The sequence below is a fragment of the Natronotalea proteinilytica genome, from assembly GCF_055379935.1.
On sequence record NZ_AP043947.1, the window covers coordinates 3,481,131 to 3,507,500 of the forward strand.

Genomic DNA, 26,370 nt, shown 5'->3' on the forward strand with positions numbered 1-26,370 from the left:
GAGCACTGCACCCAATCTTAACGGAGGCTCACCCCAGGAGATCCCAGCCACCATCTGGAACCCCTCCCTGTGTTTCCATAAACCCAACAACATACTTGCCCAGCATGTCAAACTCCAGGTTCACCGCGGCCCCCTTGCTCCAGACATCCGACACAATGGTATGCTCGTAGGTGTGCGGAATGATGGCTACGGTGAGCGTCCCCTCGCCAATGCGTGCCACTGTTAAGCTGATTCCATCAATAGTAATAGACCCCACAGGGATCAGATACCGCTGAAAGCGTTCAGGAAAAGACACCGTGTAGAGCCAATCGGTATCCTCCTGATCGACCTGCACGATCGTACCTGTTGCATCTACATGGCCCTGAACAAAATGGCCATCCAGGCGCCCTCCAGCTTTGAGCGGGCGCTCTAAGTTCACGGGGTCGCCTACAGACAAGGTGCTGAACGTGGTCTTACGTAGCGTTTCCTCAATCGAATCCACCACGAACGTTTCTTCATCTGCCGCCACCACCGTTTGGCAGGCCCCGTTTACGGCGATACTTTCATCCACGGTCAGGGCAGAGGCAAACCGGCTATGAATTGTAAACCGCAGGCCTCCACCGAGGTCGTCAATCTGTGCGATGCGGCCAACGTCCTTGATAATGCCAGTAAACATACGTACGGGGCTGTAGGGGTAGGAAGATGCGAATTATAGACATCCATGCTACGCCTACAGCCCCAGAGAGATCACTTCGGCTTCAACGATAGTGTGAACTCGTCAGCCATGCAGCTCTGTAATGGACTGCTGGTTATGCCGCTTGCATCTGCCAGTTGGGAAACGGGTCGGTGAGTGTGAGGTCGCCCGCAAGGAGTTGCTCCATCTCTGATTCGGTGAGCAGGCACGCATCCAACTGTTCACGCAAAGTTGCCTCGGGCATGTTTACTCCAATGAACACGAGCTCTTGACGTCGATCTCCAATGTCGGGCTCCCATCGGGCTTCGATGTCGGCACGCAAATCTGGATTGTTGGGCCAGCGCTCCTCGGGCACGGCCGCCCACCAATAGCCGGCCGGACGAAAGTCGCGGAGGCGCCCGGCTTGCGAAAGCTCACCTACGTGCTGCATCCGCGTAGCCAACCAGAAAAAGCCTTTGGCGCGGATAACGCCTGGCCAGGATCCATTCAGGGTGTCCCAGAACCGCTGTGGATGAAACGGACGCCGCGCCCGGTACACAAAGCTGCTGATGCCATACTCCTCGGTCTCCGGAATATGCTCGCCGTGCAGCTCTTTGAGCCACCCGGGCATTTCCTGGGCCGCCTCTAGATCGAACTCACCGGTATCGAGCACTCGTTCGAGGGGCACCTGACTATGCGTAGTGGGAATGATCTCTGCATCCGGATTTAAACTGCGAAGCACACCTGTAAGGTATTCGATTTGCTCTGCATCAACCAGGTCGGTCTTGTTGAGCAGAATGACGTTAGCAAACTCTACCTGATCCACAAGCAGATCGACGATAGAACGGGTATCGTCGGCATCTACCTCCTGATCGCGGTCGCGCAGTCGGTCGGTCGAGTTGAAGTCGCGTGGAAAACGCTCTGCATCTACAACCGTGACCATCGTGTCGAGACGAGCAAACGACGAGAGGGCTTCGCCGTGCTCATCCGTAAAATCGAACGTCACGGCCACCGGCATCGGCTCCGAAATTCCGCTCGACTCTACAACCAGGTAGTCAAAATGCCCGTTTTGAGCAAGTTGCTTCACCTCCACCAACAGATCTTCGCGCAAGGTGCAGCAGATACACCCGTTTGACATCTCGACCAGGTTGGCATCGGCGCGGGTCACGCCAACATCGTCACCCTCAACCAGTGCAGCATCGACGTTCACCTCAGACATGTCGTTTACGATCACGGCAATGCGCTTGCCATGATCGCCATGCAAGATGTGGTGAAGTAGCGTAGTTTTTCCAGCACCGAGGTATCCAGACAGAACGGTGACGGGCAATCGTGACATAGGCAAGGGACGGGGCGACTGTGATTAAAAAAGTAAATCTTTAGGTCAAAATACACACTAAATGTGTACGAGTGTGAGCTTTTCGGGTTTCGGCTGGAGAAAGAAGGCGGCTATTGACGGGTTCTTTCAGCCAAATGTTGTATATGGGCTCATTTTTTGCGAAGATGTGTATGCAGACTGCCGTATCTCTGGCTGCACCCTGAATTCGGTGTGCGGCTGGCTGCTAGGCACTGATTTCGTTCCCTCGCTTTGCGTGCTTTACGTGGCACGTTGCTCATTCTACCGTCATCGCATGCCCACAATCTACTATGACCGACGTTACTTCCAAGCCGTTGTCAGATCAGCAGGCTGAGCTACAGCAGGTTCGAGATAAGATTGCTCAGTTGCGCGAAGAGAAAGACGAACTCGACGATGGAGCATACAAGTCGCAGCTATCAACGTACAAAGAGAAGCAAAAGTCGCTCGAAGAAACCTTGGAAGCGTTTCGTGCCAAAGATGTATCCGACCAGCTCTGGATTTGTCTTGGAGTAGAAGACGAGGGCACCTGGGCTGAGGCCTCGCCCGGCAAGGCGATGTGGGACGGTGTTGACTGGCCTATGCTCGATAACGTAGTGGCCACCCACAACGATGAGGCCGCCTCGCTACTCGAAAAAGGACCTATTTCCGACGCCCTAGAGCCTGCCATTGCAGCAAATGCCCCCGCGGTGTGCGCTGTTGTGCTGAAGCAGACCAACACGATTAACCGCACCGACGACCGTGGACGCACGCTGTTGCATCGGGCGGCTCAACAGAACGCAGCCCAAGTGATCCCTGTGCTCATTGAGCACGAGGTGGACACACGCCAGCATGACAACGATGGCAAAACGGCACTCCACCTAGCTATTGAGGCCGATGCCGCCGATGCTACAGCGGCTTTGATTGAGTACATTGACGATGTAGAGGCCCTTGACGATGACGGTCGAACGCCATTGCATATTGCTGTTGATGCTGAAGCGGTTGAGGTGATTGCAATGCTCTTGGAGCAAGGGGCAGATCCACATACCAACGACAGTGAGGGGCGCTCGCCATTGCATCGAGCCGTTGAGTCTGAGACTACAAAGTCGATCGTTGCGCTATTCGATGGTGGTGTCGATCCGTATGGGCGCGATGACACGGGGCGTACAGCAATGCATTTGGCTGCCGACATGAACGCGCCAAAGTCGGTGCGTGCACTTCTTGACTACGGGCTGGATCCGCACCGCCGCGACAACGAAGATCGTACGGCGCTGCACCGTGCTGTCGAAGCCGATGCCGCCGACGTAGTTCGGGTGCTGCTTGAAGGGGATGCAGATCCTTATGCAACCGATGACGCCGACCGATCGGTTTTGCACCTGGCCATTGAGCGCGACGCTACTAAATCGATTGCTGTGCTACTTGAGCACGATGTAGACCCGCACCGGCGCGACAATCATGGGCGCACAGCGCTTCACCGGGCCGTGCAACGGAAGTCAACAGCTACCATTACCGCACTTCTCAAGGCAGGAGCCGATCCTGCGACCCGAAATAGTGAAGGGCAAACGCCTATCCATGCCGCTTCACAGACTGATGCCGTAGATGCTGTAAAAGCATTGCTCGATCATGATGGCGACCCAAACGCAAGAGATCGGGTGGGAAATGTACCACTTCATGCTGCTGCCTGGGGCAATGCCGAGGAAACCATTTATCTGCTGCTTGAACGGGGTGCTGACGCTACGCTGGAAAATGAGAAAGGGCTACAGCCGATTCATGTGGCTGCCCGTGCCGACTCTCCCAAAGCAATTGAAGCATTTATCGAAAAGGGAGCCGATCCGAATGCCACCGATGCGGACGGCAAAACCCCTCTGCACGCAGCAGCCCAGGCGAATGCAGCGATTGCTATAAGCACGTTGCTCGCCCACGACGCCGACCACAGCACAAAAAGCCGCAATGGGTGGGCACCGGTGCATATGGCTGCTGGTGCCAATGCGGAAGCTGCACTTGAAGCCCTCATTGTTGGGGGGGCCAACCCCGCAGCAGGCCCTCGCACGCCCCTCCACCTTGCTGCTCATCAGAATGCTGGCGAGGCTATTTCCGTCTTGTTTGAAGCAGCAGCCTCTCCCAACGCCCAAGATGAAGCAGGCCAGACTCCGCTTCATGGAGCCGCGATCAACAACGCATCGGATGCTGTAAAAGCACTCATGCGGCACGATAACATTGATCCCAACCATATTGCCTCAGAAAGCAAGCGGGCTCCTGTGCACGAAGCGATATGGCATAACGCAACCGCAGCGCTGCAGGCCCTGCTTGATGGAGGAGCCGATCCCGATGTAAAAGACCGCGAGCATGGTCGCACTGCTCTGCATCTGGCAGCCATCCATAACGCTGAAGCCGCTGCCTTCAAGCTCATCGACCATCCCGCCAACCAAGAACTGCTGGACGAGCACGGGCGCCCGGCCATCCACCTGGCGGTCTCGAATGAGTCGATGGATGTGCTTCGGCTGCTGCTCGACAGCGATGTATCGCCAGACCTTACCGATAAGGAAGGGCGCACAGCCTTACACATGGCCGTAGGACGTAATGCCCTTGACCCGGTGAATGCATTGCTAGAGGCAGGCGCCAACCCTAATATCCTTGACAAAGAAGGACACACTCCACTCCATAAAGCCGCTTACAACAACGCTATAGACGCCGCCAAAGCACTACTTGAGGCCGACGCCGACCCCAATCAGGCTGACGAGGAATCGGGGCGCACGCCGCTTTACAGTGCCATTTGGAACGACGCCGCAGAAATGGTTCCGCTCCTACTTGATGCTGGAGCCAACCCGAACACCCCCGAACGTGCCTTCGGACGCCCTCCTCTGCATGTGGCCGCTAGTAACAACGCTACAGACATCATCAAGCAGCTGCTTGATGCAGGCGCTGATGTCGATGCGCAAGAAGAAGACGGACGCACAGCACTTCACTTAGCAGCCATCAACAACGCGCCCGATGCCGCTCGAATGCTGCTTGACCACGGGGCCGACCCAGATGCTCGCGAAATGGAGCAACGCACTCCGCTGCACATGGCCGCAAGCAATAACTCGACTGCGGTCGAAGAGGCCCTTTTTGACGCCGGAGCCAACGCCAGCGCGTACGACGATGAAAATCAGACTCCGCTGCACGTCGCAGCCTGGAATGGCGCCACCGCCGCCATTAAGCTACTTCTGGAAAAAGAAGCCGATCCGGATATCAAAGACGCAATGTTCGGGCGCACCCCTCTGCATATTGCTGTGTGGAGTGGCGACACTGAAACCATTAACTTGCTGCTTGATGCGGACGCCGATCCATCTATAACCGATAAGGAAGGCCGTACAGTCCTTGATATTGCCGAGTCGGAGGATCTCCCTAAAGCAGTAAAGCGTCGCTTGAAGAAAGCAGCCAAGTAATTGCTTCCGCACGTTGCGCATCAGCCCTCTAACACGAAGGCAAAGCAACATTGTGCTGAATAGCTCCGCCCCTGGCTCCACGCTGGGGGCGGATGTGTTTCAGGCAGCGCAGGCGACGTGCCGCTGATGCATCACGATGAGGGAGTGTGCGACACGTTAGCCCTCGCCTCACGACTGACCTGTGACACAGCACTACTCAAACAACGCGTCAAGGTCAAGCGCAAACCCCTCAAGCAGTGCTGAAGTAGCCGTTCCCGTTTCAACCTGGCGGATGTGTTGCGTGAACCCTTGCCCGGCGGCTGTATACACCTCCACCGTTTCTGATGCCGGATCGACAATCCAGTACTCGTGCACGCCGTGCACCTCATAAAGCCGCTTCTTCGTGGTCAAGTCATGATAGGCGGTCGAGGACGAAAGCACCTCCACCAACAGATCGGGCGCACCGTTGATGGCCTGCTCCCCGATGATATCCGCACGCGCTTCGGCGACAAACACCAGATCTGGCTGCAGCACGTCGGTTTCGGACAGCTTCACATCGACGGGGGCGAAGAGCACCTCGCCCTGATTTGACGCATGCGCATCCAGCTCACGAAAGAGATGACGAAGGATCCGTTGGTGGTAGGGCGTGGGTGCGGGCGACATGATAAGCGATCCGTCGATGAGCTGGCAGAGCGTCCCTTCCGGCAACTGCTGAACATCGGAGTAGGTGTAGCGCTCTCTTTCAGGCAACGTCTCCGGTGGGGACAGCGTCGTGGATTCCATAGCTCCATTACCCTGTGATGAAGGAAGTCTCCGTTTGGTACGCTACGTCTGGTGGATGTGTCCCGCCCTTCTACGCCCCGGCACCCCGAGACGGAACCGAAAGCTACGGATGCAACGAAAAGCCCCCTCTGGCATCACACAGAGCGCACAAAGCCCTTGAACAGCATGTCATCGCCCACGGTCATCCACTGCTGATCAGCGAAGGTCAGGGCTTCATCCATGCGGCGGATGCCCAAGTCGCGAACGCTTGGCATACCGGCGCCCACCACCTTTGGCGCAAGGAAGCAAAAGAAGCGATCCACCAGATCCTGACGGAAGAGCGCCGTGGCCAGTCCCGGTCCGGCCTCTACAAGAAGGGATTGCACCGGACGCGCAGTGGGGCCGTCGGGGGCCCCCAGGTGGGATAGCAACGCGTTCAGATCGAGATGGTCTGCTTCCGTTTCGAGGATACGCACTACCTGTCCGCCCCGGTCGGTGAGTGCCTGCGCATACGGGGGAGCCGCACGGTCTGCACCTAAAACGGCCAGGGTGGAGCCCGCATGATCGTCCGTGAACAGATGCAGATCTGCTGGCAGTGTGCCGGTGCGGTCAAGCACGATCCGATGCGGCTGCGGGCCCTCGACATGGCGCACCGTTAAGCGCGGATTGTCGGCTGCTGCGGTGCCGCTTCCAACAAGCACCCCGTCGAGCTCAGCGCGCCACCGGTGCACCTGCGTGCGCGACTCCGCGCCCGAGATCCACTGGCTGTGTCCGGTGGTTGTGGCGATGCGTCCGTCGAGCGTCTGCGCAATCTTGAGCGTGACGAGCGGGCGTCCGGTCGTTACATGATGAAAGAACGCCTCGTTGAGCCGCTTGCATGCATCTTGCTCTACGCCAACTGTTACGTCGATGCCATGAGCGCGCATTCGCTCGATGCCACGCCCGGCCACTTCCGGATACGGATCAACCGTACCCACGACTACGCGCGGAATGCCCACATCAACGATCAGGTTGCTGCACGGCGGCGTTTTGCCATGGTGACTGCATGGCTCCAGGTTCACGTAGAGCGTCGCGTTGCGCAGGGCATCGGGGCCATGTTTGCCGAGGGCGGTGTGGATGGCCCGCGCTTCAGCGTGCGCCTTGCCGTATTCTGCATGCCAGCCTTCGGCGAGCACCGAGCCATCCGCATCGACTAGAACGGCCCCCACCATCGGATTAGGACTTACCGAGCCAGCGCCGCGCTGCGCCAGGGCAATGCACCGGCGCATCCACCTGGATGCTTCTGCTTCCTCTTCGGGGTCAGCACCTACACTTCCTGGATGTAGCTCGGCAGCGAAGCCTGGTTCAGTTGCCATTGCTCAAAGTAGAATTTGGATTCGGAGCGCGCCTTCTGAAACGGAAGCACAAAACAGCGTACCGTGTCGGTAGAAACGTGGGTGCGTAGCGCATCGGTAAGGGCGTCGCGTACGGGTACCGGGCTAAAAAAGCTCCAATCGAAACCGTCGTGGGCGGGCTCGCTGAAGAAGACGGTGGCGCCTGCTTCGATGAGCGTGCGGAGCGCCGCCGAGGCCTCGCGCCGGGCGCTCTGTGCGACAGCATGCAGAGGTGCCGGATCAACCGGCTGATCTGCAAGAAGCAGTACGCGCTCGCCTTGGGGCTGTATCCATCGGGTGTGAACAGCCTGCATATCCAGATTGGATTCGAGGGTGCCCTCCGGATCTACACCCAGCGCGTGGGGGCGCGCAAACACGTCGGACAGCGCGTGCGCAATCGCCTCCATGCGTTGGAGCGTGGTGAGGCCCACGCGATCGGTATTTAGGTCGGTTCCAGCGAGATAGCCCCGATAGGCTTTGGACGGGTTGAGCAACGCACGCAGGGTCTCGGGATCGGGCTGGGTGCGGGTGTCGGCAGAGCGCTGCGCCTGCTGCCGCGCATCGGGGTCAGCGTTGTCCGTCACGGCTTCCAGCAGAGCGGGCTCTTCAAAAAAGTACTTGACAATGGGCATGGACGGCGGAGGAAAGCACGCAACAAATATGGGTGGAACGTACGATGCCTACGTACTACGGGTTTTCGGTGGGGAGCGTGGATGCATCGCTAGAAGCGGAAGCGCGTTCTGCACTCGCCTCGATTGCCTCTAGTTGCTCACGATGCGCTTCGTATGAGGCGTCGGAGCCGCCGGCAGCATGGCGGACCTGCGCTCGCTGACGGGGTAGCAACATATCGACACGGTCTACGGTGCCCATCCAGACCTTCAGCGCACTTGTGCTACGCTGGGCGCGTCGCTGCACCGTAGGGGGAAGTGCTACCCCAATGGAGCAGCCGGGCGGCAACACCACATCCACCGGATGGGTCCAATCGCGTAGCTCCAACCGGTCGATGTAGAACATGCGAGCCCCGTTGTTGGTGACGCCCAGTCGTCCATTGGTGAGCGCAATTTCTTGATGCGGAAGACGGGCATCGTGCATGTCATAGGCATCCAGATCGAGCGGTTCAGCACGCGAGGTATTGGCATACGCATCCAGTATCTCGATGAAGTCGCTGGTGTAGTCTTTCAGCCAACCGCAGTAGCTGCGCACCTCTCCACCGGCGACGGTCACCTCAACAACGACCTGCGAAAACAGATGGCGCTCTAGCAGCGGGTCAAATGCGTTGCCGGTGTGCTGCACCACCTCGGTCGAGATAGACTGCACCTGCGCATCGTGCCGCCCGATGAGTCCGCCTGCGGGTGCCTTGGCTTTGGCCACCCCAATGATCATGCCGATGGACTGTAGCAACGCATCGCGCACCATACCCATCCAATTGCGAAGCCACCGCCATACCCGTCGGAGGAGACTCGGATGCTGCGTGCGCTCGATGAGCGTTTCGCGGCGCTCCAAGTTTTTTTCGGTGAGGCCTTCCGGACACCGGTAGAGCGCATGCAAGGAGGCATACTGCTCCTTATACATGATCGTCGACCGTTCCATGTGCCCCTCACGGGCCACTACCGGTTCGGGATACGTAAGCTCCAGCCCCGTCGAGCGGATGTCGGCAGTGCCCCACGTAGCGTCGTTTGCCTGCGTAACGAGGGTAACCGGAAAGCCGTCAAACGCTTTCAGGCAGCGGTCGCGCCGGCGCGTGCGAACGAGTGCGAGCACCGTAGCCACCAGCAAGACGACGAAGATAGTCAGTAGCGTAGAGCCATCCACAGGCTACCGGAGGTTACGTGAGGCAGTTATTGACCGTTTGCAGGCACCGACTGACGCTGGCGGTAGGTTACATACGACACCGCTAAAATGGCCAAAGCGATAACGGGAGGCATAATGTCGCTAATCGGATCGCCAACTGCAACATGAGCGATAAATGCCGACACAAACGACACGATAAAGCCAAAGTACGCCCATTCCTTCAGAAAGCGAGGCAGTGGCGTCACCAATGCTACTGCCCCAGCTAATTTGGCAATGCCCAACTGCACCAAAAAGTAGTCGGGAAATCCGAGAGCGGCAAACGTCTCGGCAGGAGCGTCTGATACCAAATAGAAAATGCCTGATGCAAACTGCATGAAAGCGAGGAGCCCCGTACTTCCCCAGTATACGTAATCGCGTTTGGTCATGGTATTTTGAAGCCACTTAAAGAGTTCTTATGAACTTATGTGTCGTAACGCGCACTATGTTACACCGTTTGCCCGCGAATGTATGAACCCTGGAAAGAGGGGCTCCGTTGAGGCAATCCGCTAATTTGCGAAAATCGACCGTGGAAATACAGGTGCTGCCATGCGCGAACTCGTGCTTTCCATGTGGGTGTGGTCCTCCACTGCGCTTTTAATTGTGATTTGGGTGCCGCTGATGGCCGTTGTCCGGCTGTTTGATCGTGATCCCGCACGATACCGCACGGGGTACATGCTTCGCCGGCTAGGGCGACTCATGACGCGTCTCAATCCGTTCTGGGATGTGCAGGTTGAAGGTCCATATCCCGACGATCCGCGGCGTCCGTATGTGGTGGTGAGCAACCACCTGTCACATGGCGATCCGCCCGTCATTTCTCATTTGCCATGGGAGATGAAATGGGTCGCCAAAAAGGAGCTGTTCGACTTGCCCGTGGCCGGACGGCTGCTGCGACTCTCGGGCGATATTTGCGTGGATCGTGCGGATCCCGAAAGCCGAAGCAAAGTGCTCGACACGGCTCGGGATTATCTGGATCACAAGTGCAGCGTGATGTTCTTTCCCGAAGGCACCCGCTCGCGCGATGGCCGGGTGCATTCGTTTGCTAATGGCGCCTTTCGTCTCGCTATAGAGGCGGGCGTTCCCGTGTTGCCGCTTGCACTGGATGGCACCCGCAACGCCCTTCCTAAGCACAGTCTTCGATTCCACGCCAACCCAGACCCTATTCGGTTGAAAGTGCTGCCGCCGGTTGATCCCGAGCAGGAAGGATACACCGACGCCGATGCGCTGCGCGATGCCGTACGCGAACGCATTTTAGAGCAAATCGCCCGTTGGCGCAACACGTCCGTGGCCGCCGTTGATGGCACCCGCTCTAATGCATAGCAACATCTGAACGATTTTCCCCATGGTGCGTGCGACATACGCTCTGCCGTTGTATCACCACTGTTAAGCCCTCCATGCCCACCTCGTTGCGCCCCCTGGTTCACGATCGTCCGTACGCTGCTATACTCGAACGCATTGGGGAGGTCGCGCAGCATGAAGAGATCGAGGCGTACGCGGTGGGCGGCATGGTGCGCGATTTACTTCTCGACCGCGCTACAACCGACCTCGACTTTGTTACGGTAGGCGAAGGAACGGGCATTGCGCTGGCCGAGGCGCTAGCTGCCGACCTGGGCGGAACCAAGGCCCATGTCTACCCCAACTTTGGCACCGCTGCCCTTCGATTGCCCGCCCCGTGGGGCCCCGGCGTGCCTGAAAACGCCGACCCGCTTGTGCTGGAGTTTGTTGCCGCTCGCAAAGAAAGCTACCGGCGCTCCTCGCGCAAGCCAATCGTGGAAGACGGCACGCTCGAAGACGACCAGCACCGGCGCGACTTCACCATCAATGCCATGGCGATGCATCTGCATCCCGATCGCTTCGGACGGCTTATCGATCCGTTCGACGGGCAACAGGACCTCGACCGGCGCACCATCGACACGCCGCTCGACCCGGTCGAGACGTTTGACGATGATCCGCTTCGCATGATACGGGCGGCCCGCTTTGCGGCTCAACTCGAGTTCCGCGTATCCGACCGGGTGTTCCAGGCGATGAACGACCGAGCCGACCGGGTCGAGATTCTAAGTCAGGAGCGCATCACTGAGGAGCTCAACAAAATGCTGATGGCCGACCAGCCCTCCATCGGGTTTAAGATTTTGGAGGCGACCGGGCTGCTTGCTCACCTGATGCCTCGCGTGCAGCGCCTGAAGGGCATAGAACGACGCAATGGACGCGGCCACAAAGACAACTTTTACCACACCCTGAAGGTCGTCGACAATCTGGCTGAGCGCACCGCCGACCAGCCACCCGAAGATACGTTGTGGCTGCGATGGGCAGCGCTTTTTCACGACATCGCGAAGCCGGATACGAAGCGCTACTCCGAACACGATGGCTGGACCTTCCACGGACACGAGGACCGGGGCGCTCGCATGATTCCGGATCTGTTTCGTCGGCTTAAGCTCCCCATGGATGAGCGTATGAAATACGTACAGAAGCTTATCCGACTGCACCACCGCCCCATTGCCCTGGTTGATGACGATGTGACGGATTCGGCAGTGCGCCGCTTGCTCTACGAAGCAGGCGACGATATCGACGACCTGATGACGCTCGTACGTAGCGACGTAACCTCGGGCAATCCGCACCGACGACGGCGCTACCTTAAGGCGTTTGACGGGGTCGAAGAGAAAATGGCCACGGTCGAAGAAAAGGACCGCTTGCGCAACTTCGAACCCCCCGTTGATGGGTACGAGATCATGGAAACGCTTGGCATTGATGAGGGCGTGGCCGTAGGCATTGCCAAAACGTGGATTCGCGAGGCCATTTTGGACGGTGAGATTCCTAACGAGTACGACGCCGCATTTGACTATCTCATGCAGATCAAAGACGAGGCGCTACGCCGCGGCGAACTGTTTGAGACGATGCTGCATCGGCTGGAAGGCCCCGAACGTCGCGCAACCGGTGCCATCAAAGAGGCCGTTTTTGAGCACGACCTGCCCGAGGAGACCGACCCAGCGCTGGCCTATCTAGACACCGTCAAAGAGCAAACCCTACCGCCTGATGCTACTCACGAGTCGGCAGCGTAGCACAACTGCGTCCCAGCGGACGATGGCAACGCAGAGGGGCGCAGCTGTGAGAACGCATTCTTTTGATCACCGCTGTTTGGTATGTCATATATTGCTGTAAAGCCGGAGGTTGAAGAACTCATTGACGCCCGGGACTGGACCGCGCTTCGCGAAGCCCTGGTCGATTGGCCTGCCGCCGAAATATCGAATCTGCTGATGAGCCTCGACTCGGTAGAGCGCGTGGTGGTGTTTCGGGCTTTGGCCCGGCGCAAAGCTGCAGAGGTGTTTAGCTGGATGGATCGCGACCAGCAGGAGGCGCTCCTCTACAACCTACAGGAGGACGACACACGCAAGCTGCTAGCCAATCTGGCGCCCGATGATCGTACCCAGCTGCTAGAAGAGCTTCCCGCAAGCGTTACGCAGCGGATGCTCAACCTGCTTAGCAAAGAAGACTTGGCCGAGGCCCGCGAGCTCCTGGGCTATCCAGAAGAGAGCGTAGGCCGCCTCATGACCCCCGATGTGGTGGCCATCCAGCCCAGCTGGACCGTTGGCGAGGCCCTCACGCATATCCGCAAGCAAGGCAAAGACAGCGAAACGCTCAACGTCATTTACGTGGTTAACGACGACGGAAGCCTCGTTGATGACTTCCGGGTGCGGCAACTGCTACTGGCCGACCCGGAAACCAACGTGCGCGACCTGATGGACGAGGCGTTTGTTGCGCTCCAGGCCAGTGCCGACCAGGAAGACGCCATCCAGGTCTTTCGCGACTACGACCGCGTTGCTCTGCCCGTAACCGATTCGGAAGGCGTGCTTTTGGGCATCGTCACGGTTGATGATGTGCTCGATGTAGCCCGCGAAGAAGCCACCGAAGACTTCCACAAAGGGGCAGCAGTGAGTCCGCTGCGGCAGGGCTACCGCGAGTCGAGCATCTGGTCGCTTTTTGGAAGCCGCGTGGGCTGGCTCTCCATTCTCATCCTGGTCAACCTGGTCTCCTCGGGCGTGATTGCGGCATACGAGGAAACCCTGGAGGCCGCTATCGCACTGGCGTTCTTCATTCCGCTCTTGATTGACAGTGGCGGGAATGCGGGTGCCCAGTCGGCGACCCTCATGGTACGTGCTATTGCGACAAAGAATGTAGAGATGTCGCAGTGGGCCAAAGCCTTCGGTAAAGAGATTAGCGTTGGTCTGCTTCTTGGTGTGGTCATGGGGCTTCTTAGTGCCGTTTTGGGCATCTTTCGGGGCGGGCCTGAAATCGGACTTATCGTAGGCCTTGCGATGGTTGGCATTATCTTGGTTGCCAACCTGGTGGGTACGATCTTACCGTTCATTCTCACGTACTTTGACCTGGATCCTGCGGTCGCCAGTGCGCCGCTCATCACCACTATTGCGGATGCAGCAGGCCTGCTGATCTACTTCTCGATTGCCGCTGCCGTGCTTGGCTCTATATAGATCTTCACTGCCCCTAAGGGTTACCTCTTATGGCTACCTCCGAATCATCGCTGTCGGACGCGTCTACGGCCACCCAGGCCTACACGTTATCGCACCTTGCCATGCGCCTTACGCAGAGCGTGGGCTGGTTCACCGTGGCATCGGCCGTTTTGGGCGTAGGCAGTTGGTGGGTGCTCTTTGGCGGATGGCCTACGTACGCCGTGCTCCAGTTCCTGGCGTTAGTATTTGGAATTGCGCTGCTACTTCCCGCTGCTATCCTGGCTCTTTTCTATCAGGGATTGCGCGATTTGGTGGCCCTTCCTAAGCGCATCCGCGACCAAATCGAAGCGGATAAGGAGGCCGCGCAGGAGGCTGCCGGTGTGGTCCTTCCTGATAAGAAAAAGCAAAAGTCGCGGGGACGCCTCTGGCGCTTTGTTAAGGGCATGTGGGCACTGCGCAAAGCCATCACCGATAGCAAGGGCCTGCTCATCCGCTACGGGGCTATGATCCGTTTTATCACGCCGTTTTCTATTCTTGCAGTGCTTGCCGCAACAGCATTCACCTTTTTCATGGGTGCGTTTGTCGTCGTTGGCGGTACGCTACGGCTGCTGCTGGGGTAATGTCGTGTTGATCGTCATTGTGCGGAGGGCGCGTGTTCGGGATGCCAAAGTCGAACCCATCTCTCGGCCGTTCAGCAGGGCTTTCGAGAGGGTGGTCCTGCTCACCTCGCAGGAGATCTTTCGGCTGTGCTCAAGATGACATCATTTGTGCGGTGTTATGGTGAACGCTTCACGTCTGGAGCACGCCAAACCAATCTCCCCGGCGTTCAGCAGATGCCTTTCGGGCAGACGCTATCCCGTTCTTGATAGTGGCACTGCGTGGCCTGTCTGCACCACACCCGTCTGTAGGGACACGGCGCGCCGTGTCCCTACCGGCCGTTCGCCGGGCGCTGTGCTCGTGTTATGACTCCGGCCGCACGCGGTGCGTTGCTGTTGCGCGGTACGGGTCGTCGGGCCAGTAGTGCCTGGGGTAGCGGCCCTTCATCTCCTTCTTGACCTCGAAGTACGTTTCGTCCCCAAAGTGCGCCAGGTCCTGCGTGATCTGCACCGGACGCTGGGCCGTTACGAGAACAGTTGGAAGACGGAGCCATGAGCTGTGAAGCCGTAGCTCCAGGGAAATAAGACATAGGAGCACCCCTACCCTATCTGTTGAAATGGGCTTGTATTTAAAAACGGATATTGAGCAATTTTATTTCCCCATCCTCTTGCTCATAAAACACATAAAACAAAGATCCCTCAGCAAATAAGTCGTCAGGGTCAAACTTTGGAAAATCTTTACGAAAATAATAATTACCTGCTGTGTAAAAATATCTATAATGATCGTTTGCTTCAAGAGGGCGCCCAATCTCCTCACAGGCAACGGGATCCTGTTCATTCGTCATGACCCGTACTGAATCAGTGGGGGGCGGCACTAGCTGTTCAGAGCTAGGCGCTATCTCGACAAATCTATCCCATTGGTCTGTAATAAGCTCGTAAACAGAGGATTTTGTAGAGCTATGCTCAACTCCGTGACACCCAGTCTCTTGGGCACTTGACACAGGAACAAGTACATGAGTGAAAAAAATGAAAAATGTAGCAATAAAAGCTATTTTGGGGGCTATCATAGGATTGTTTTGAAGCTCTATCAGTTATCAGATAGTTTTTTTCTTAGTAACCACACCTTTGGTAAGCAGTGCTGCTTTTTTTGTCATCATCCAACTCAGGTTCATCATCACTTACTTCTCCGTCGTATTGGTATTCATACACTTTATCGTTATCTATTACAATATGATATAGCTCTTCTCCCATTTCGGCTGAATTTAAATAATCAGCTTCACTTGGGCCGCCTGGATAAAAAGCATTTGGGGCTGAAGAGGGGTCTATAATATTTTCCATTCCCTTCTCTTCGACAAACTCTTCTGGCACCCTTCGCTCAATAATATCCTCACTTGTGTAGACCTCATCAACTTCAAATGGGTGTGTATGGAACGTTCCAACTACGTTTTCAGGAATATCGGCTGAAGATACTCCTGAAACACTAGTCGGATAGTAAGTAATATTGGATGGTGCTTCATAACTGTATTCCCCATCTTCCTCTTCAGTGACAAAATAGAATTGCTCCTGTCGATCTCCCTGGTCATCAACATCTGGATTAGAGTCTTCCCAAGCATCACTCATAATTTCTTCTTCGAGCGCTTCCATTATTTCTTGAAGGTCGCCATCCTCAAAGTCTACGTCCTCGCATGGCGTAACATCCTCATCCTCGTCGTCATCACAAGCTTCGGGCGGGTTAGACCCATCACAGGGGTCGAGCGGTTCACAGTCTGATCCGGGGTCCGGATTGTCGATCGTGCACTCATTGCCTTCGCCGGGATCGCCGTCACCGGGGTCGCCTCCTCCTGGTCCATCACCGGGATCGGGAAAGTCTCCCGGTCCGCTTCCCGATCCACCTCCACCATGACAAAACAAATACGTGTTCTCTTCAAACGTGCAGGTTTCTAAGGGCCCGTCGCTCGGCCCAGCGCACGTCACCTCGACCACGGTGATCATATCACAGGTGGTTTTCGAGGAAGCCTCGTTGGCTTGAACCGCTTCATAGGCTGCATCTTCAAAGCCCGCCTCCAGAATCTGCTCACGTGCCAGCTGTTCGGCCTCATCGGTATCTGGAATCACGCAGTTCATATAGCGGACCCCGACCGCATCAGTTGACGCATTTGATTCAAGCCCCGCCTCCCTGCTCCAGGCCACCTGCCGTGTTGCTGGCCCTGCCTCCTCAACCACCGACTCTGGAAAGTGCAGATATTTGCTATGAAAGGCCACCTCATCCGAGTAAGGGCGCGAGGCTAAGTAGCAGCCGTAGGCCGAAGCCTGCGCATTATCCTTCGGCGCAGGCTCTCCGGGCGCAAGCAACGTGGCTCCCGTTGGCATCGGATCCAACGTCAGATCCAGTGAGTCTGCCAGCACCGGACCGCTAGACCGCGAGTCATCCTCATCCAAAGCACTCATGGTATGATCGCATCCTGTGACCATAAACACAAGGAGGATGACCCCAAGCAGCGAGACGGTGTTCAGAGAAAAAGGACGCGTACAGTGAGAGTTAATACAACGACTTAGATTAGGCCAAGTGCGGGCTGTCGAATCTCGGTCCACACCCGAACCGGATTGGGATGTCATGAGAATAAAAATTAAACCTGACGAGCACGATAAGAAAGGCGCCCTGGTGGTGAGTATGCTCCTTATATAATGAATGGAGCACCACCGAAAAGCTGTATCGCCTCGTACAGACGACGATCAAGAACAGCACACATACAGAAGAGCGGTGTCAAAACGCACCTATAGCATAACCCCCCCCCCCCCTCAGATCTGCAAGCTATTTGCGTGCAATTATCGTAAAGATAAGCATTTCAAAATACACGCTCCCTCCAACCGGTGGGGTAAAGAACTGATAGGCGACGCGAAATCGGGAAGAGACCACGTCCGGTCATACCGGCAAGAAGCAGGTTCTATTCTGGCCGCACGCGGTGGGTGGCTGTTGCGCGATAGGGATCATCGGGCCAGTAGTGCTTGGGGTAGCGACCCTTCATCTCCTTCTTGACCTCGAAGTACGTCTCGTCCCAGAAGTGCGCCAGGTCTTGGGTGATCTGCACCGGACGCTGCGCCGGGGACAGCAGATGTAGCGTAAGCGGTACGCGTCCGCCTGCGAGGCGCGGGGTGTCGGTGGCGCCGAACATCTCCTGCAGACGCACCTTGAGCGCAGGGGCCTCCGGATCGCTGTAGTCGATGGGGCGGTTCTGTCCGCTGGGCACGGTGAGATGCGTGGGGGCCAGGTCGTCGAGCTTCTCGCGCTGCTCCCACGACAGGCGCTGCTTGAGCAGCTCGTGCAGGTTGAGACGGTTCAGGTCGCCCGTGCGCCGCATGCCGTACAGGTGCGGCATCAGCCAGTCGTCGAGCGTGTTGAGCAGGTGGGCATCCGAGGCGTCGGGCCAGTCGTCGAGATGGTGGTGCGCAAACACGAGCCGCTGCTGCAGGCGACGGGCTCCCTTGCTCCACGGCAAGATGTCGAGCTCGGTATCCGCCACCGCGTCGCACAACGCCTGGGCGAGCTGGTCGGCAGGCGGGTCGGCGAGCGGACCGTCTTTGAGCGTCAGGGCGCCCAGGTTGTGCTGCCTGCGTGCAATGACACGACGGGCCTGCGCATCCCACTGAACCACGGTGTCGTGACTGATGAGGGCGTCGAAGAAGGTGGTGAGGTCATCGGCTGAGATGGGCGCCGCCAGGCGAATCTGTGCGGTGCGGTCGCGCCCGGCTACGTGAGCGCAGGCCAAGTAGTCGGATTCGGAGAGCAACTGGGCATGCGGCAGCGCGGCGGCCTGTCCGTTGGCAAGGCGAAAGCGATCGGATGGCCCGTCGTGTCGCTCGGCGATGCGGTCGGGGTAGGCGAACGCGGTGAGCAGGCCGCAGGCCGTGGCGTCGCTGCGCGCGTTGCGGGGCACCCCCAGGCGACGGCGCCAGTGCCCGGCCATCTTCTGCACGCGGCGGAGCGTGCCACGCGCCAGACGACTCTGGCGCAGCGCGTTCGGCAGGCCCGTACGGCCCTCGCGGGCGCGCTGCAGGATATCGAGACGCAGACGCAGATCGGCATCGGGAGCCTCACCGCGTCCGCGAACGATGTCACGCTCGCTCAAGAGCGCAGCCACATCGCAGGCAGCGGCCTCGTAGCCCAGGTCTTGCGCCCGGCAGAGCATGTGCGCCAGCCGCGGATGAATCCCCATCGCGGCCATCTCGCGTCCGTGGGATGTGATGGTGCCGTCGTCGTTGAGCGCGCCAAGGCGCTGAAGCAGATCAACGGCTTGCTGCATGGTGCCTGATGGCGGCGGCGAAAGCCAGCTTAGCTCGTTCGGATCGGTGGTCCCCCACGCGGCCAACTCCAGCGCAAGCGGCGCCAGATCGGCGTGCGCAATCTCGGGCGGGGTGTGTTCGGTGCGATGCATGTGCGTGTGGCGCGTCCACAGCCGGAAGCACACGCCCGGCGCCGTGCGTCCGGCCCGTCCGGCGCGCTGATCGGCGGAGGCTTTCGAGATAGGCACCGTCTTGAGTTGCGTCATGCCGCTGTTCGGATCGAACTGGGGCGTGCGGCGCTTGCCGCTGTCGATGACCACGCGCACCCCGTCGATCGTGAGGCTGGTTTCGGCGATGGGTGTGCTGAGTACGATCTTGCGTTCGCCCGCCTCGCTCGGCGCAATGGCGCGGTCTTGCTCATCATGCGGCAGATTGCCGAAGAGCGGATAGACGTTGACATGCGGGGGCAGTCCGCGCTGCTTGATCTGCCGCTCTACGCGCTTAATCGAGGCGGCTCCAGGCAGAAAAACGAGCATGTCGCCCTCGGTATCGGGCAGCACCTCCATGATTTTGTCGGATACGTGCGGTTCGATGTACCCCTCGGGACGCCGGTCGGCATAGTGGATGTCAACCGGATAGGTGCGTCCTTCGCTGGTGATGCGCGGCGCATCCCCCAGAAGCTCGGCCACGGGCCCGACGTCGAGGGTGGCCGACATAACGAGGAGTCGCAGATCGGACCGCAGCGACTTGTGCACGTCAAGGGCCAGGGCGAGTCCAAGGTCGGCGTGCAGACTGCGCTCGTGGAACTCGTCGAAGATGATGGCGGCGACGTCTTCAAGAAACGGGTCGTCCTGAATCATGCGCGTGAGCACGCCTTCGGTGACGACCTCCACGCGCGTCTGGCGACTCACCTGCGTATCCATACGCACACGGTAGCCGATGGTCTGTCCGACGGATTCGCCCCGCTCCTGCGCCATGCGACGGGCGGCGGCACGAGCGGCCAGGCGGCGCGGTTCGAGCATGAGGATGCGCTGATCGCCCAGCCAGTCGGCCTCAAGCAGTGCGGGTGGCACGCGGGTAGTTTTTCCGGCGCCGGTGGGGGCTTCGAGCACAGCGCGGGGCGTATCACGCAGCGAAGCGCGCAGTTCGGGCAGCACATCGTCGATGGGGAGGGGCGTCATGCGTGGCGGCAACCGTTCGTTCGAAGTCCAGATGGCCTGCTTAAACGGGGGAGAAACGCAATTTGTTGGGGCCCCCTTTAGAAGCGCACCCCCACCATCACAAACAAGCGCCGTCCGGGCAAGGAACGGTTCATGCGTTCGGCAGGGGCTGTCGTGGGGTCCAGAAACTGATCGAAGGCATTGGCACGATCCAGCACATTCACCAGTTGCGTGCGTGCTTCGAGGGTGACGCCTCCAACCCGTTGCTCAGTACGCAGCCCCAGATCGAGGCGCGAAAACGGATCGAGACGCTGGTCGTCAGGACGGGTTAAGTCAATGGGGAGCGTCTCGGCCTCATCGGTCTGAGCCAGGTAGTCATAATACGCACGCCGCAGGGCCCAGGGGCGCCCCCAGATGCCTTCCCAGCTTCCCACAGCATACACATCGGCAGTCAGGTGAATGTCTAGGTTGGTGGCAACGCGCACTGGTTGCGCCCAGGGCGGCGAGACGAGTTGGCCGTTAAAGCGATTGGGGTAGCGGCGTTTGGTCTGGCTGAACTCGGCGGTGACATCCCCCGAGATCCGTTCGGCATCCCGCTGCACCCGCACGGCAATGCCATACGCATGCCCGTCTCCGGCAGCGAGCAGATCGTCCTGTCGGTTGAGGGTGCGCAGAGACGCCTCGCCGACATGATCGAGCGGCATACTGTGCACTTGATTGGCATAATCCACATCGAGCGTCCGTGCAATTCGCTTGTAGTAGGTTTCGAGACGGAGCGTCCAGCTACGTGCAGGGGCGAGCAGCAAATCGGCGGCGGTGTGGTACGTTCGTGGCGGCGCTACGGTAGCATCGAGCGGCATCCAAAACCGCATGGCCGGCACGATGTCGAGCGGACCGTCGTTGCTCACTTCAGATTGCACCACGTACTGGCGATAGAGCCCCGTAGCCAACCGCAGCGACACATCGCCCACAGGGGTTGTAAGGCCATCGTGACGTAGTGAGGCGCGCGGCTCGGCATAGACTGACTGCCGGGCTGCCAGGTAGGTGAGCCGGGTGCCCGCCGTAAGCGTTGTACCGACTCCCAAATGAGCATTGGCTTGCACATGACTCCCCACCTGCCATGTTGATACCCGGTGATCCAGCGATCCCAGAAAGCGATTTCGAGCATGAACGCGACCCTGCAGGTAATGGGGCTCAATCGAGGCACTGAGTAGAACGTTCGGGGTGAGGCTCACATCAGCCTCGGCATGGGCGCCCCATTCGTTCAGCGTGTTCTCTTCGGCGGTATGGTCGATACGTTCTGCATCAGACAGATCGACTTCGTTGCTTGCAGCCGGGTCTTCCGATTCGTGAAATCCAAAAAAGGTATCGGAGGCATGCAGGGTTCCATACACCTGCAGGTGCCCGGCTATGCGACTGCTGAACACCCCATCGTAGCGTGCCTGCATCATGGTATTTCTCCACGCGGTGTGGGTATGGCCCGCCAGATGACGGGACGCGGTGTTTGCCCCTAATGCACGGCCAACCGTGGTTTCAAGGTGGTCGGAGTTATGATACGCGGAGGCAGACACCTGGTGAAAAGCCGACACGTCTTGCTCTACAGCGGCATGCACATCAATAGATCGCACATCCGGCTGTGTGGTTTGAATAGGTGCTTCCGACGCCCCTGTTACCGGATTGCTCCATGTGGCAAGTAGTGCAGGATCGGGGTGGGTCCAGGTCGAAAGAATATGCCGAAGAGCCGGATCTTGGTATAGATCCCATGTGCTTGCACGCAGCGTCGCCATGCCGCGTCCGGTTCGGGGTCCAGTTCGGGGTCCGGATCTACCCCAAGTGTGCTCGGCCCGCGCGTTGATATTGCTTTGGTCGCCTGTGGCTGCGGCATACCGCGTGTTTGTATGGGAGAGGTTATGCTCCAACTCGACAATGCCTGCGGTATAGCTGCCATGTTGCGCATCAAACCCGGCCTTGTGGACGGTCATACGGCGCAGGGCTTCGGGGCTAAAGGCAGAAATGAGACCGCCTAAGTTCACAGGGTTCCGAATCGGTACGCCGTCGAGGCGGGTGGCGTGGTCGCCCTCATTGCTGCCTTGCACGTGGAGGGTAGCCCGCGGACGGTTTAGTGCAACGCCGGCGGTGCGACCCAGACTGTGCATCACGTCGAGCGAGCCTACGCCAATGGCATGATCAAGGGGAGCGTATTCTTTTTCGGTGCGACCTAACTGGCTGCTTGGAAAACGCTGCTGCACGCCATCAACAATGAGGGGGGCATTGGCAACGGGTGCCGGAGTGAGGTGCACTTGGATGGTCTCGGTTTCATCTGGGTCAACCCATACGCTATCTACTGCTGTTCGATAGCCCACATACGTGACGACCAGCCGGTGGGGGCCCGATTGCACGCCCGATACATTGAACTGACCGGCCCGATTCGTAGCCGCGCCGGCAGACGCATCGGCGAGCAGTACGTTAGCATGTGGAAGTGGCTCGCCGGTGGCGGCATCGAGCACGGTTCCCACAATGCGTCCCTTGGCGTGGGGCGACTCAGCAGCACGAACGAGCAGAAAGGTACCGCCCGAGGTGCGTACGTAGTCCAGAGGGGTTTCGTGGAGAATGCACTGCAGCAAAGCCTCTGGAGAGGCCTCTCGGATGCGGCAGTACGTGCGATGGCCATACACCAAATCATCGGAGTAGGCGATATCGGCGCCGGTGCGTTCGATAAACGCTTGCAGGGCGTCATCGAGGGAGACGTTGCGTAGAGCAACGGTATGGGTGTCCGTTGTGTCGGAGGCTTGTCCGTACAGGGGTCCTGTGCCGACGAGGAGAAGGGCCATCCCGATGCTAAGAAGCCGGAGCATCATATCCCCCAAGCAAGTTGGTGATGGGTACAAGTAGAAACGCATGGGTGCGAGGATGGTCTACGCCGCGGCTGTAATGGTTATTCAGCAGGATACAGTTCGTATCCACGTGTCAGTTCGCGGTACTGTAGGCCCTGTAAGAGTGCAATGTCTTCTAAAACCTCTTCTGCGGTGATGCCCGTTGCATAGTGTACGGTTAGGGTGTCGGAGGCTGTGATGGCCTCGTTAAGCTGAACGGGCGTTCCAAATCGGTATTCGATTTCCTGAAGCAGTTGGGGCAATGGCATGCTTCGCGCTGCAAATCCACCTGTGCGCCAGGCAAATGCGTGGGTTGTGTCTTGGATGGTAGGAGCCGTAGGCGATGCCTGGTCAACTACACGGCTTTCGTGCCCGGCCTCTGAGAGCGTAACGGCGTCGTCAACATCAGCGCGTGTTTGAAGCTGTACACGGCCTGATTGGAGGGTGACGGCGGTGGTCACAGGACCGTCGGCATCGGCGCGGGTGCGAACGCGGAAGGCGGTTCCCAGCACCTCTACCTGGGCGTTTTCGGTGTGTACCTGAAAGGGGCGCGCTTCGGGTTCAACAGCAAAGAAGGCTTCACCGCTGAGGTCAACGGTGCGTTGCGAGGCGTCTAGGCCTGGCCATGTGGCAAAGCCCCGCGCATACGACAGGGTGGATGCTCCGTTGAGATGGGCGGTTGATCCATCGGGAAGGGATACGGTGGTTTGTTCGCCTGCAGCTGTATGCACGGTTACCGGCTGGTTCCACCAGAACAGCATCCCGATCAGCGCGACAGCAACCACAGCCAGCGCCGTAGCCCCCCGTCGAATCCACGTAGCTCGGGCCTTTCGACGAAGTGGACGGGGGGCGGCTGCCTCGCGAGAGGGTGATGCTGGTTCTGAACTGTCCGCTACAACATCGGACGTGGGCTCCAAGGTGGACTCGGTGTCTAGAACCTCGCTTTGCAGAGTATCCCACATAGCCTCTTCAGAAAATGAGGCGTCGGTGGCAGCATCCGATTGTTGGAGCAGTTGCCACAGCGTTTCGTACTCCTGGAGCGTGCTGGGATCCTCTCCAGCATCTACCAACTGCTCTCTCAGATCTGGAGGCAGAGCAGAATCATCATCATCCATGTTGGGAGGTTGGGCATCCGTATCCATGGGACGTAGCGCGTCATGCGGGGTGGGTTAAGTCGCCATTTATGGCGCTGAAGTAAGGGTGTAAACTACGAGAGCAAATCGGGACGGTGCGTGCGCAAGTGCTCGCGCAGTTGCTTAAGGGCGCGGGTTAGGTGATTGTTCACTGTGCTCGGTGCAATATCCATCGTCTCGGCAATGTCGGTATGGCTTAGCCCCTTAATGCGCCGCAAGGTGAGTACTTCGCGTTGACGCGGCGGCAAGTCGTCTATCCACGTATCAAGCAGTGTCCGAAGCAGTTCAGCGTCTAGTTCGTCTTCCGGTGACGGCGGATTCGTATTGTGGACTTCTCCAGGCGCTTCGGTTTCATAGGAGCGCCGGGTATTGGCGTCTCGTTGCGCGTTGTACACGCGGTGGCGGGCCATCTTAAAAATGTAGGGCGTTAATGCGTCTACTTCATCCAGCTGATCCCGTCGCTTCCACAGAGCAGCAAACGTATCTTGCGTGATGTCGTGGGCTTTGGCGTCGTCGGCAATCATACCCCGCACAAACCGGAATATGCGTGGTGAGAGGCGACGGAATATCTGTTCAAAAGCCGCCTGGTCGGACTCACAAAGCCGTTCGCCAAGAACTTCAACGTATTCGTAGTCTCCGTTTGAAGACGAGGAGGACCCATCGGGCAGGTTCTCGTTATCTGACCCAGTACGGTGATCGGGAGCATCCATAGAGGGAGAATCCGACATCGCAATTGGGGACATAGGCACGAAACGCCATGACAGCGTCTTGAGAGATATTGTCTCTACAACGGCGGCTGCAGAAGTGCGCCTGGTGGAGACCGTTCCTGCAATTATACCGCCTAACACTAACAGCACACATCTGCTTCAATCAAAGCGCACCGAGCGCCTCCAGCGGAGTACGCCCGGCGCGCATGTTTGGCCGCGAATTGGCATAGCTATCACGCGGATAGCATGCACGTACTGATTCGCAGTGCGCATTACTGAACGCTCAGCGATCCGCGCATGCTCCCAGCATGACTGACGCAGTAGTACTCGCCAAGCTCATTGGCCAGTTCGTCAGTGAGGGTAAATGCAAAGCCCCCTTCGCCATCAGTTTGAAGGTCCACATCTGCATCACCTGCAAATGTGCCGTCGCCGTCGTGCGTGAGAAGGTTGGTACCGTTCCCGTCGTCAATAGCAAACGGATGTGGTCCACCGTTCACAATGTCGAAGGTGTAGCGCGTGCCCACTTCGAGCGTAATCGGCGCGTTGTTTTCGTTCAGTTCAACAACGTCTTCGGCGTCTGCACCGTCAACGGCTGTTGCAAAGTACGCGCTTGCGCCGTCGTTATCCAGCGTGATTGTGACCGCAGCATCGTCTTCTTCCGTAAAGCTGGGCGGCAGCAGCAGCCCGTCAATCACGTGAATGATGCCATTCGATGCGAAGTAGTCAAGCTCAGCAACGTCGAGCGTGGCCTGATCTTCGTTGAACACGACCTGTTCACCGTCCAGTGCGATAGTCAGATCTTCGCCTTGGGCGGTTTCGATCTCGATTTCGCCGTCGTTCTCATCGAGCAACGCCAGCAGGCTGCCCGAGTCTACGATGTCGTCAGCGAATACGTGATACTGCAGAATCTCCTGGATTTCCTCTTCTGAGAATCCGCTGAGGTCGGCTTCTTCGAACGTGGCGTTGTTGGGTCCGAAGACGGTCCAATCGTCTGCATTCACGAACGCATCGGCCAATCCGAAGTCAACAACCGCGTTGTACAGCTCGAACGTTTCATCCACGAACCAGGCGGTGTTGGACAGATTCTGGTTGCCGAGCAGCGTGCGGTCGAGCACATGGATGATGCCGTTGTCAGCCTCGATGTCCGTTTCAATTACCTGCGACCCTTCAATAAAGACGTCGCCGTTCTCTACAGTGACGATGAGTTCATCACCTGAAAGCGTTTCAACAGGATTGTCGCCTTCGTTCAGGTCGGCAGCAGCGATTTCAGCATCAGGGATCACGTGGTAGCCGATCACATCGCCCAGTTCGGGCTGCGCAAGCAGCACATCGGTGTTGATGGGCACGAAGCCGTCGTTGTTGGGCGCGAAGACGGTGAAGGTGGCCTCTTCATCAGCCAGCGAATTCACCAGGTCGGCTTCTTCGAGTGCAGCCAACAAGGTCGAGAAATCGTCAGCATCCGCAACAATGTCGGCGATCGTCGGCTCAGGCATTTCGCCCATACTCGGCGGAAGAAGGATGCCATCAATCACATGGATAATCCCGTTCGACGCGAAGTAGTCGAGGTTGTTAGCGTCGAGGGTTGCCTGTGGGCCGTTTTCGCCATCGTTGAACACAACCTGGTCGCCCTCGAGCGCGATCGTGAGGGGTTCACCCTGTGCGGTTTCTAGCTCCACTTCGCCTTCACTTTCCAGCAGGTCGAGCAGGGAGGCAGCGTCGGTTGTTTGGCCGACAAGTACGTGGTACTGCAAGATCCCCTGGATCTCTTCGTCAGAGAATCCGCTGAGGTCAGCTGCATCAAAGGCC

At 58.2% G+C, this 26,370-nt stretch carries 19 protein-coding genes and 1 pseudogene (1 of these 20 cut by a window edge); 5 read left to right on the top strand and 15 right to left on the bottom strand.

Going from position 1 to position 26,370, the window contains the following annotated elements; all coding sequences use genetic code 11:
• Nucleotides 1–28 precede the first annotated feature (28 nt).
• The gene (locus tag ACZ5AL_RS13850) at nucleotides 29–655 is read right to left on the bottom strand and encodes a riboflavin synthase (protein WP_464511127.1); all 627 of its coding nucleotides are present in this window, start codon (nucleotides 653–655) and stop codon (nucleotides 29–31) included.
• A gap of 133 nt (nucleotides 656–788) precedes the next feature.
• Entirely contained in the window at nucleotides 789–1,988 is a 1,200-nt protein-coding gene (gene zigA, locus ACZ5AL_RS13855) for a zinc metallochaperone GTPase ZigA (protein WP_464511128.1), read from the bottom strand.
• 308 nt (nucleotides 1,989–2,296) lie between these two features.
• On the opposite strand from zigA, the gene ACZ5AL_RS13860 reads away from it, so the two are divergent.
• Complete coding sequence (locus ACZ5AL_RS13860; protein WP_464511129.1) at nucleotides 2,297–5,410, top strand: ankyrin repeat domain-containing protein; 3,114 nt, start codon at nucleotides 2,297–2,299, stop codon at nucleotides 5,408–5,410.
• A 192-nt stretch (nucleotides 5,411–5,602) separates the two neighbouring features.
• On the opposite strand, the gene ACZ5AL_RS13865 is transcribed toward ACZ5AL_RS13860, so the two are convergent.
• From ACZ5AL_RS13865 to ACZ5AL_RS13885, 5 genes are all read right to left on the bottom strand, one after another.
• The gene (locus ACZ5AL_RS13865; RefSeq protein ID WP_464511131.1) at nucleotides 5,603–6,172 is read right to left on the bottom strand and encodes a Uma2 family endonuclease; all 570 of its coding nucleotides are present in this window, start codon (nucleotides 6,170–6,172) and stop codon (nucleotides 5,603–5,605) included.
• Nucleotides 6,173–6,306: 134 nt separating this feature from the next.
• Nucleotides 6,307–7,506, bottom strand: a complete 1,200-nt coding sequence (gene ribD, locus ACZ5AL_RS13870) for a bifunctional diaminohydroxyphosphoribosylaminopyrimidine deaminase/5-amino-6-(5-phosphoribosylamino)uracil reductase RibD (protein WP_464511132.1) — start codon at nucleotides 7,504–7,506, stop codon at nucleotides 6,307–6,309.
• Entirely contained in the window at nucleotides 7,458–8,156 is a 699-nt protein-coding gene (locus ACZ5AL_RS13875; protein WP_464511133.1) for a hypothetical protein, read from the bottom strand. The genes ribD and ACZ5AL_RS13875 overlap by 49 nt, the downstream gene beginning before the upstream one ends.
• A 55-nt stretch (nucleotides 8,157–8,211) precedes the next feature.
• Nucleotides 8,212–9,336: a hypothetical protein gene (locus ACZ5AL_RS13880; RefSeq protein WP_464511135.1), complete on the bottom strand. Its 1,125-nt coding sequence runs from the start codon at nucleotides 9,334–9,336 to the stop codon at nucleotides 8,212–8,214.
• 26 nt (nucleotides 9,337–9,362) lie between these two features.
• Nucleotides 9,363–9,740 carry a DoxX family protein gene (locus ACZ5AL_RS13885; protein WP_464511136.1) on the bottom strand — a complete coding sequence of 126 codons (378 nt, stop codon included), beginning with the start codon at nucleotides 9,738–9,740 and terminating at the stop codon, nucleotides 9,363–9,365.
• 160 nt (nucleotides 9,741–9,900) lie between these two features.
• On the opposite strand from ACZ5AL_RS13885, the gene ACZ5AL_RS13890 reads away from it, so the two are divergent.
• The 4 genes from ACZ5AL_RS13890 (at nucleotide 9,901) to ACZ5AL_RS13905 (ending at nucleotide 14,434) form a co-directional block, all read left to right on the top strand.
• Nucleotides 9,901–10,671, top strand: coding sequence for a lysophospholipid acyltransferase family protein (locus tag ACZ5AL_RS13890; RefSeq protein ID WP_464511137.1), 771 nt, complete (start codon nucleotides 9,901–9,903; stop codon nucleotides 10,669–10,671).
• 74 nt (nucleotides 10,672–10,745) lie between these two features.
• Nucleotides 10,746–12,407 (top strand): CCA tRNA nucleotidyltransferase, encoded by a 1,662-nt coding sequence (locus ACZ5AL_RS13895; RefSeq protein ID WP_464511138.1) that lies wholly within the window; start codon nucleotides 10,746–10,748, stop codon nucleotides 12,405–12,407.
• Nucleotides 12,408–12,488: 81 nt separating this feature from the next.
• The gene (gene mgtE, locus ACZ5AL_RS13900; protein ID WP_464511140.1) at nucleotides 12,489–13,835 is read left to right on the top strand and encodes a magnesium transporter; all 1,347 of its coding nucleotides are present in this window, start codon (nucleotides 12,489–12,491) and stop codon (nucleotides 13,833–13,835) included.
• A 29-nt stretch (nucleotides 13,836–13,864) separates the two neighbouring features.
• Nucleotides 13,865–14,434 carry a hypothetical protein gene (locus ACZ5AL_RS13905; protein WP_464511141.1) on the top strand — a complete coding sequence of 190 codons (570 nt, stop codon included), beginning with the start codon at nucleotides 13,865–13,867 and terminating at the stop codon, nucleotides 14,432–14,434.
• 340 nt (nucleotides 14,435–14,774) lie between these two features.
• On the opposite strand, the pseudogene ACZ5AL_RS13910 reads toward ACZ5AL_RS13905, so the two are convergent.
• From ACZ5AL_RS13910 to ACZ5AL_RS13945, 8 genes and pseudogenes are all read right to left on the bottom strand, one after another.
• Nucleotides 14,775–14,957: pseudogene (locus ACZ5AL_RS13910) on the bottom strand (ATP-dependent helicase C-terminal domain-containing protein); the annotation flags it as partial.
• A gap of 82 nt (nucleotides 14,958–15,039) precedes the next feature.
• Entirely contained in the window at nucleotides 15,040–15,477 is a 438-nt protein-coding gene (locus ACZ5AL_RS13915; protein ID WP_464511142.1) for a hypothetical protein, read from the bottom strand.
• Between the two features lie 43 nt (nucleotides 15,478–15,520).
• A complete protein-coding gene (locus tag ACZ5AL_RS13920; RefSeq protein ID WP_464511144.1) occupies nucleotides 15,521–16,858 on the bottom strand; it encodes a hypothetical protein in 1,338 nt (445 codons plus the stop codon).
• Between the two features lie 497 nt (nucleotides 16,859–17,355).
• Nucleotides 17,356–19,872 carry an ATP-dependent helicase HrpB gene (gene hrpB, locus ACZ5AL_RS13925; RefSeq protein WP_464511145.1) on the bottom strand — a complete coding sequence of 839 codons (2,517 nt, stop codon included), beginning with the start codon at nucleotides 19,870–19,872 and terminating at the stop codon, nucleotides 17,356–17,358.
• Nucleotides 19,873–19,949: 77 nt separating this feature from the next.
• A complete protein-coding gene (locus tag ACZ5AL_RS13930; RefSeq protein WP_464511146.1) occupies nucleotides 19,950–22,709 on the bottom strand; it encodes a carboxypeptidase regulatory-like domain-containing protein in 2,760 nt (919 codons plus the stop codon).
• A gap of 77 nt (nucleotides 22,710–22,786) precedes the next feature.
• Nucleotides 22,787–23,866 (bottom strand): FecR family protein, encoded by a 1,080-nt coding sequence (locus ACZ5AL_RS13935; protein ID WP_464511147.1) that lies wholly within the window; start codon nucleotides 23,864–23,866, stop codon nucleotides 22,787–22,789.
• 65 nt (nucleotides 23,867–23,931) lie between these two features.
• On the bottom strand, nucleotides 23,932–24,585 hold the full coding sequence (locus tag ACZ5AL_RS13940) for an RNA polymerase sigma factor (protein ID WP_464511149.1): 654 nt from the start codon (nucleotides 24,583–24,585) through the stop codon (nucleotides 23,932–23,934).
• Between the two features lie 251 nt (nucleotides 24,586–24,836).
• Nucleotides 24,837–26,370, bottom strand: partial view of a fasciclin domain-containing protein gene (locus tag ACZ5AL_RS13945; RefSeq protein ID WP_464511150.1) — the 3' portion only. Its footprint extends 653 nt past the window's final position; only the last 1,534 of its 2,187 coding nucleotides appear in the window; its start codon lies beyond the right edge, outside the window; its stop codon occupies nucleotides 24,837–24,839.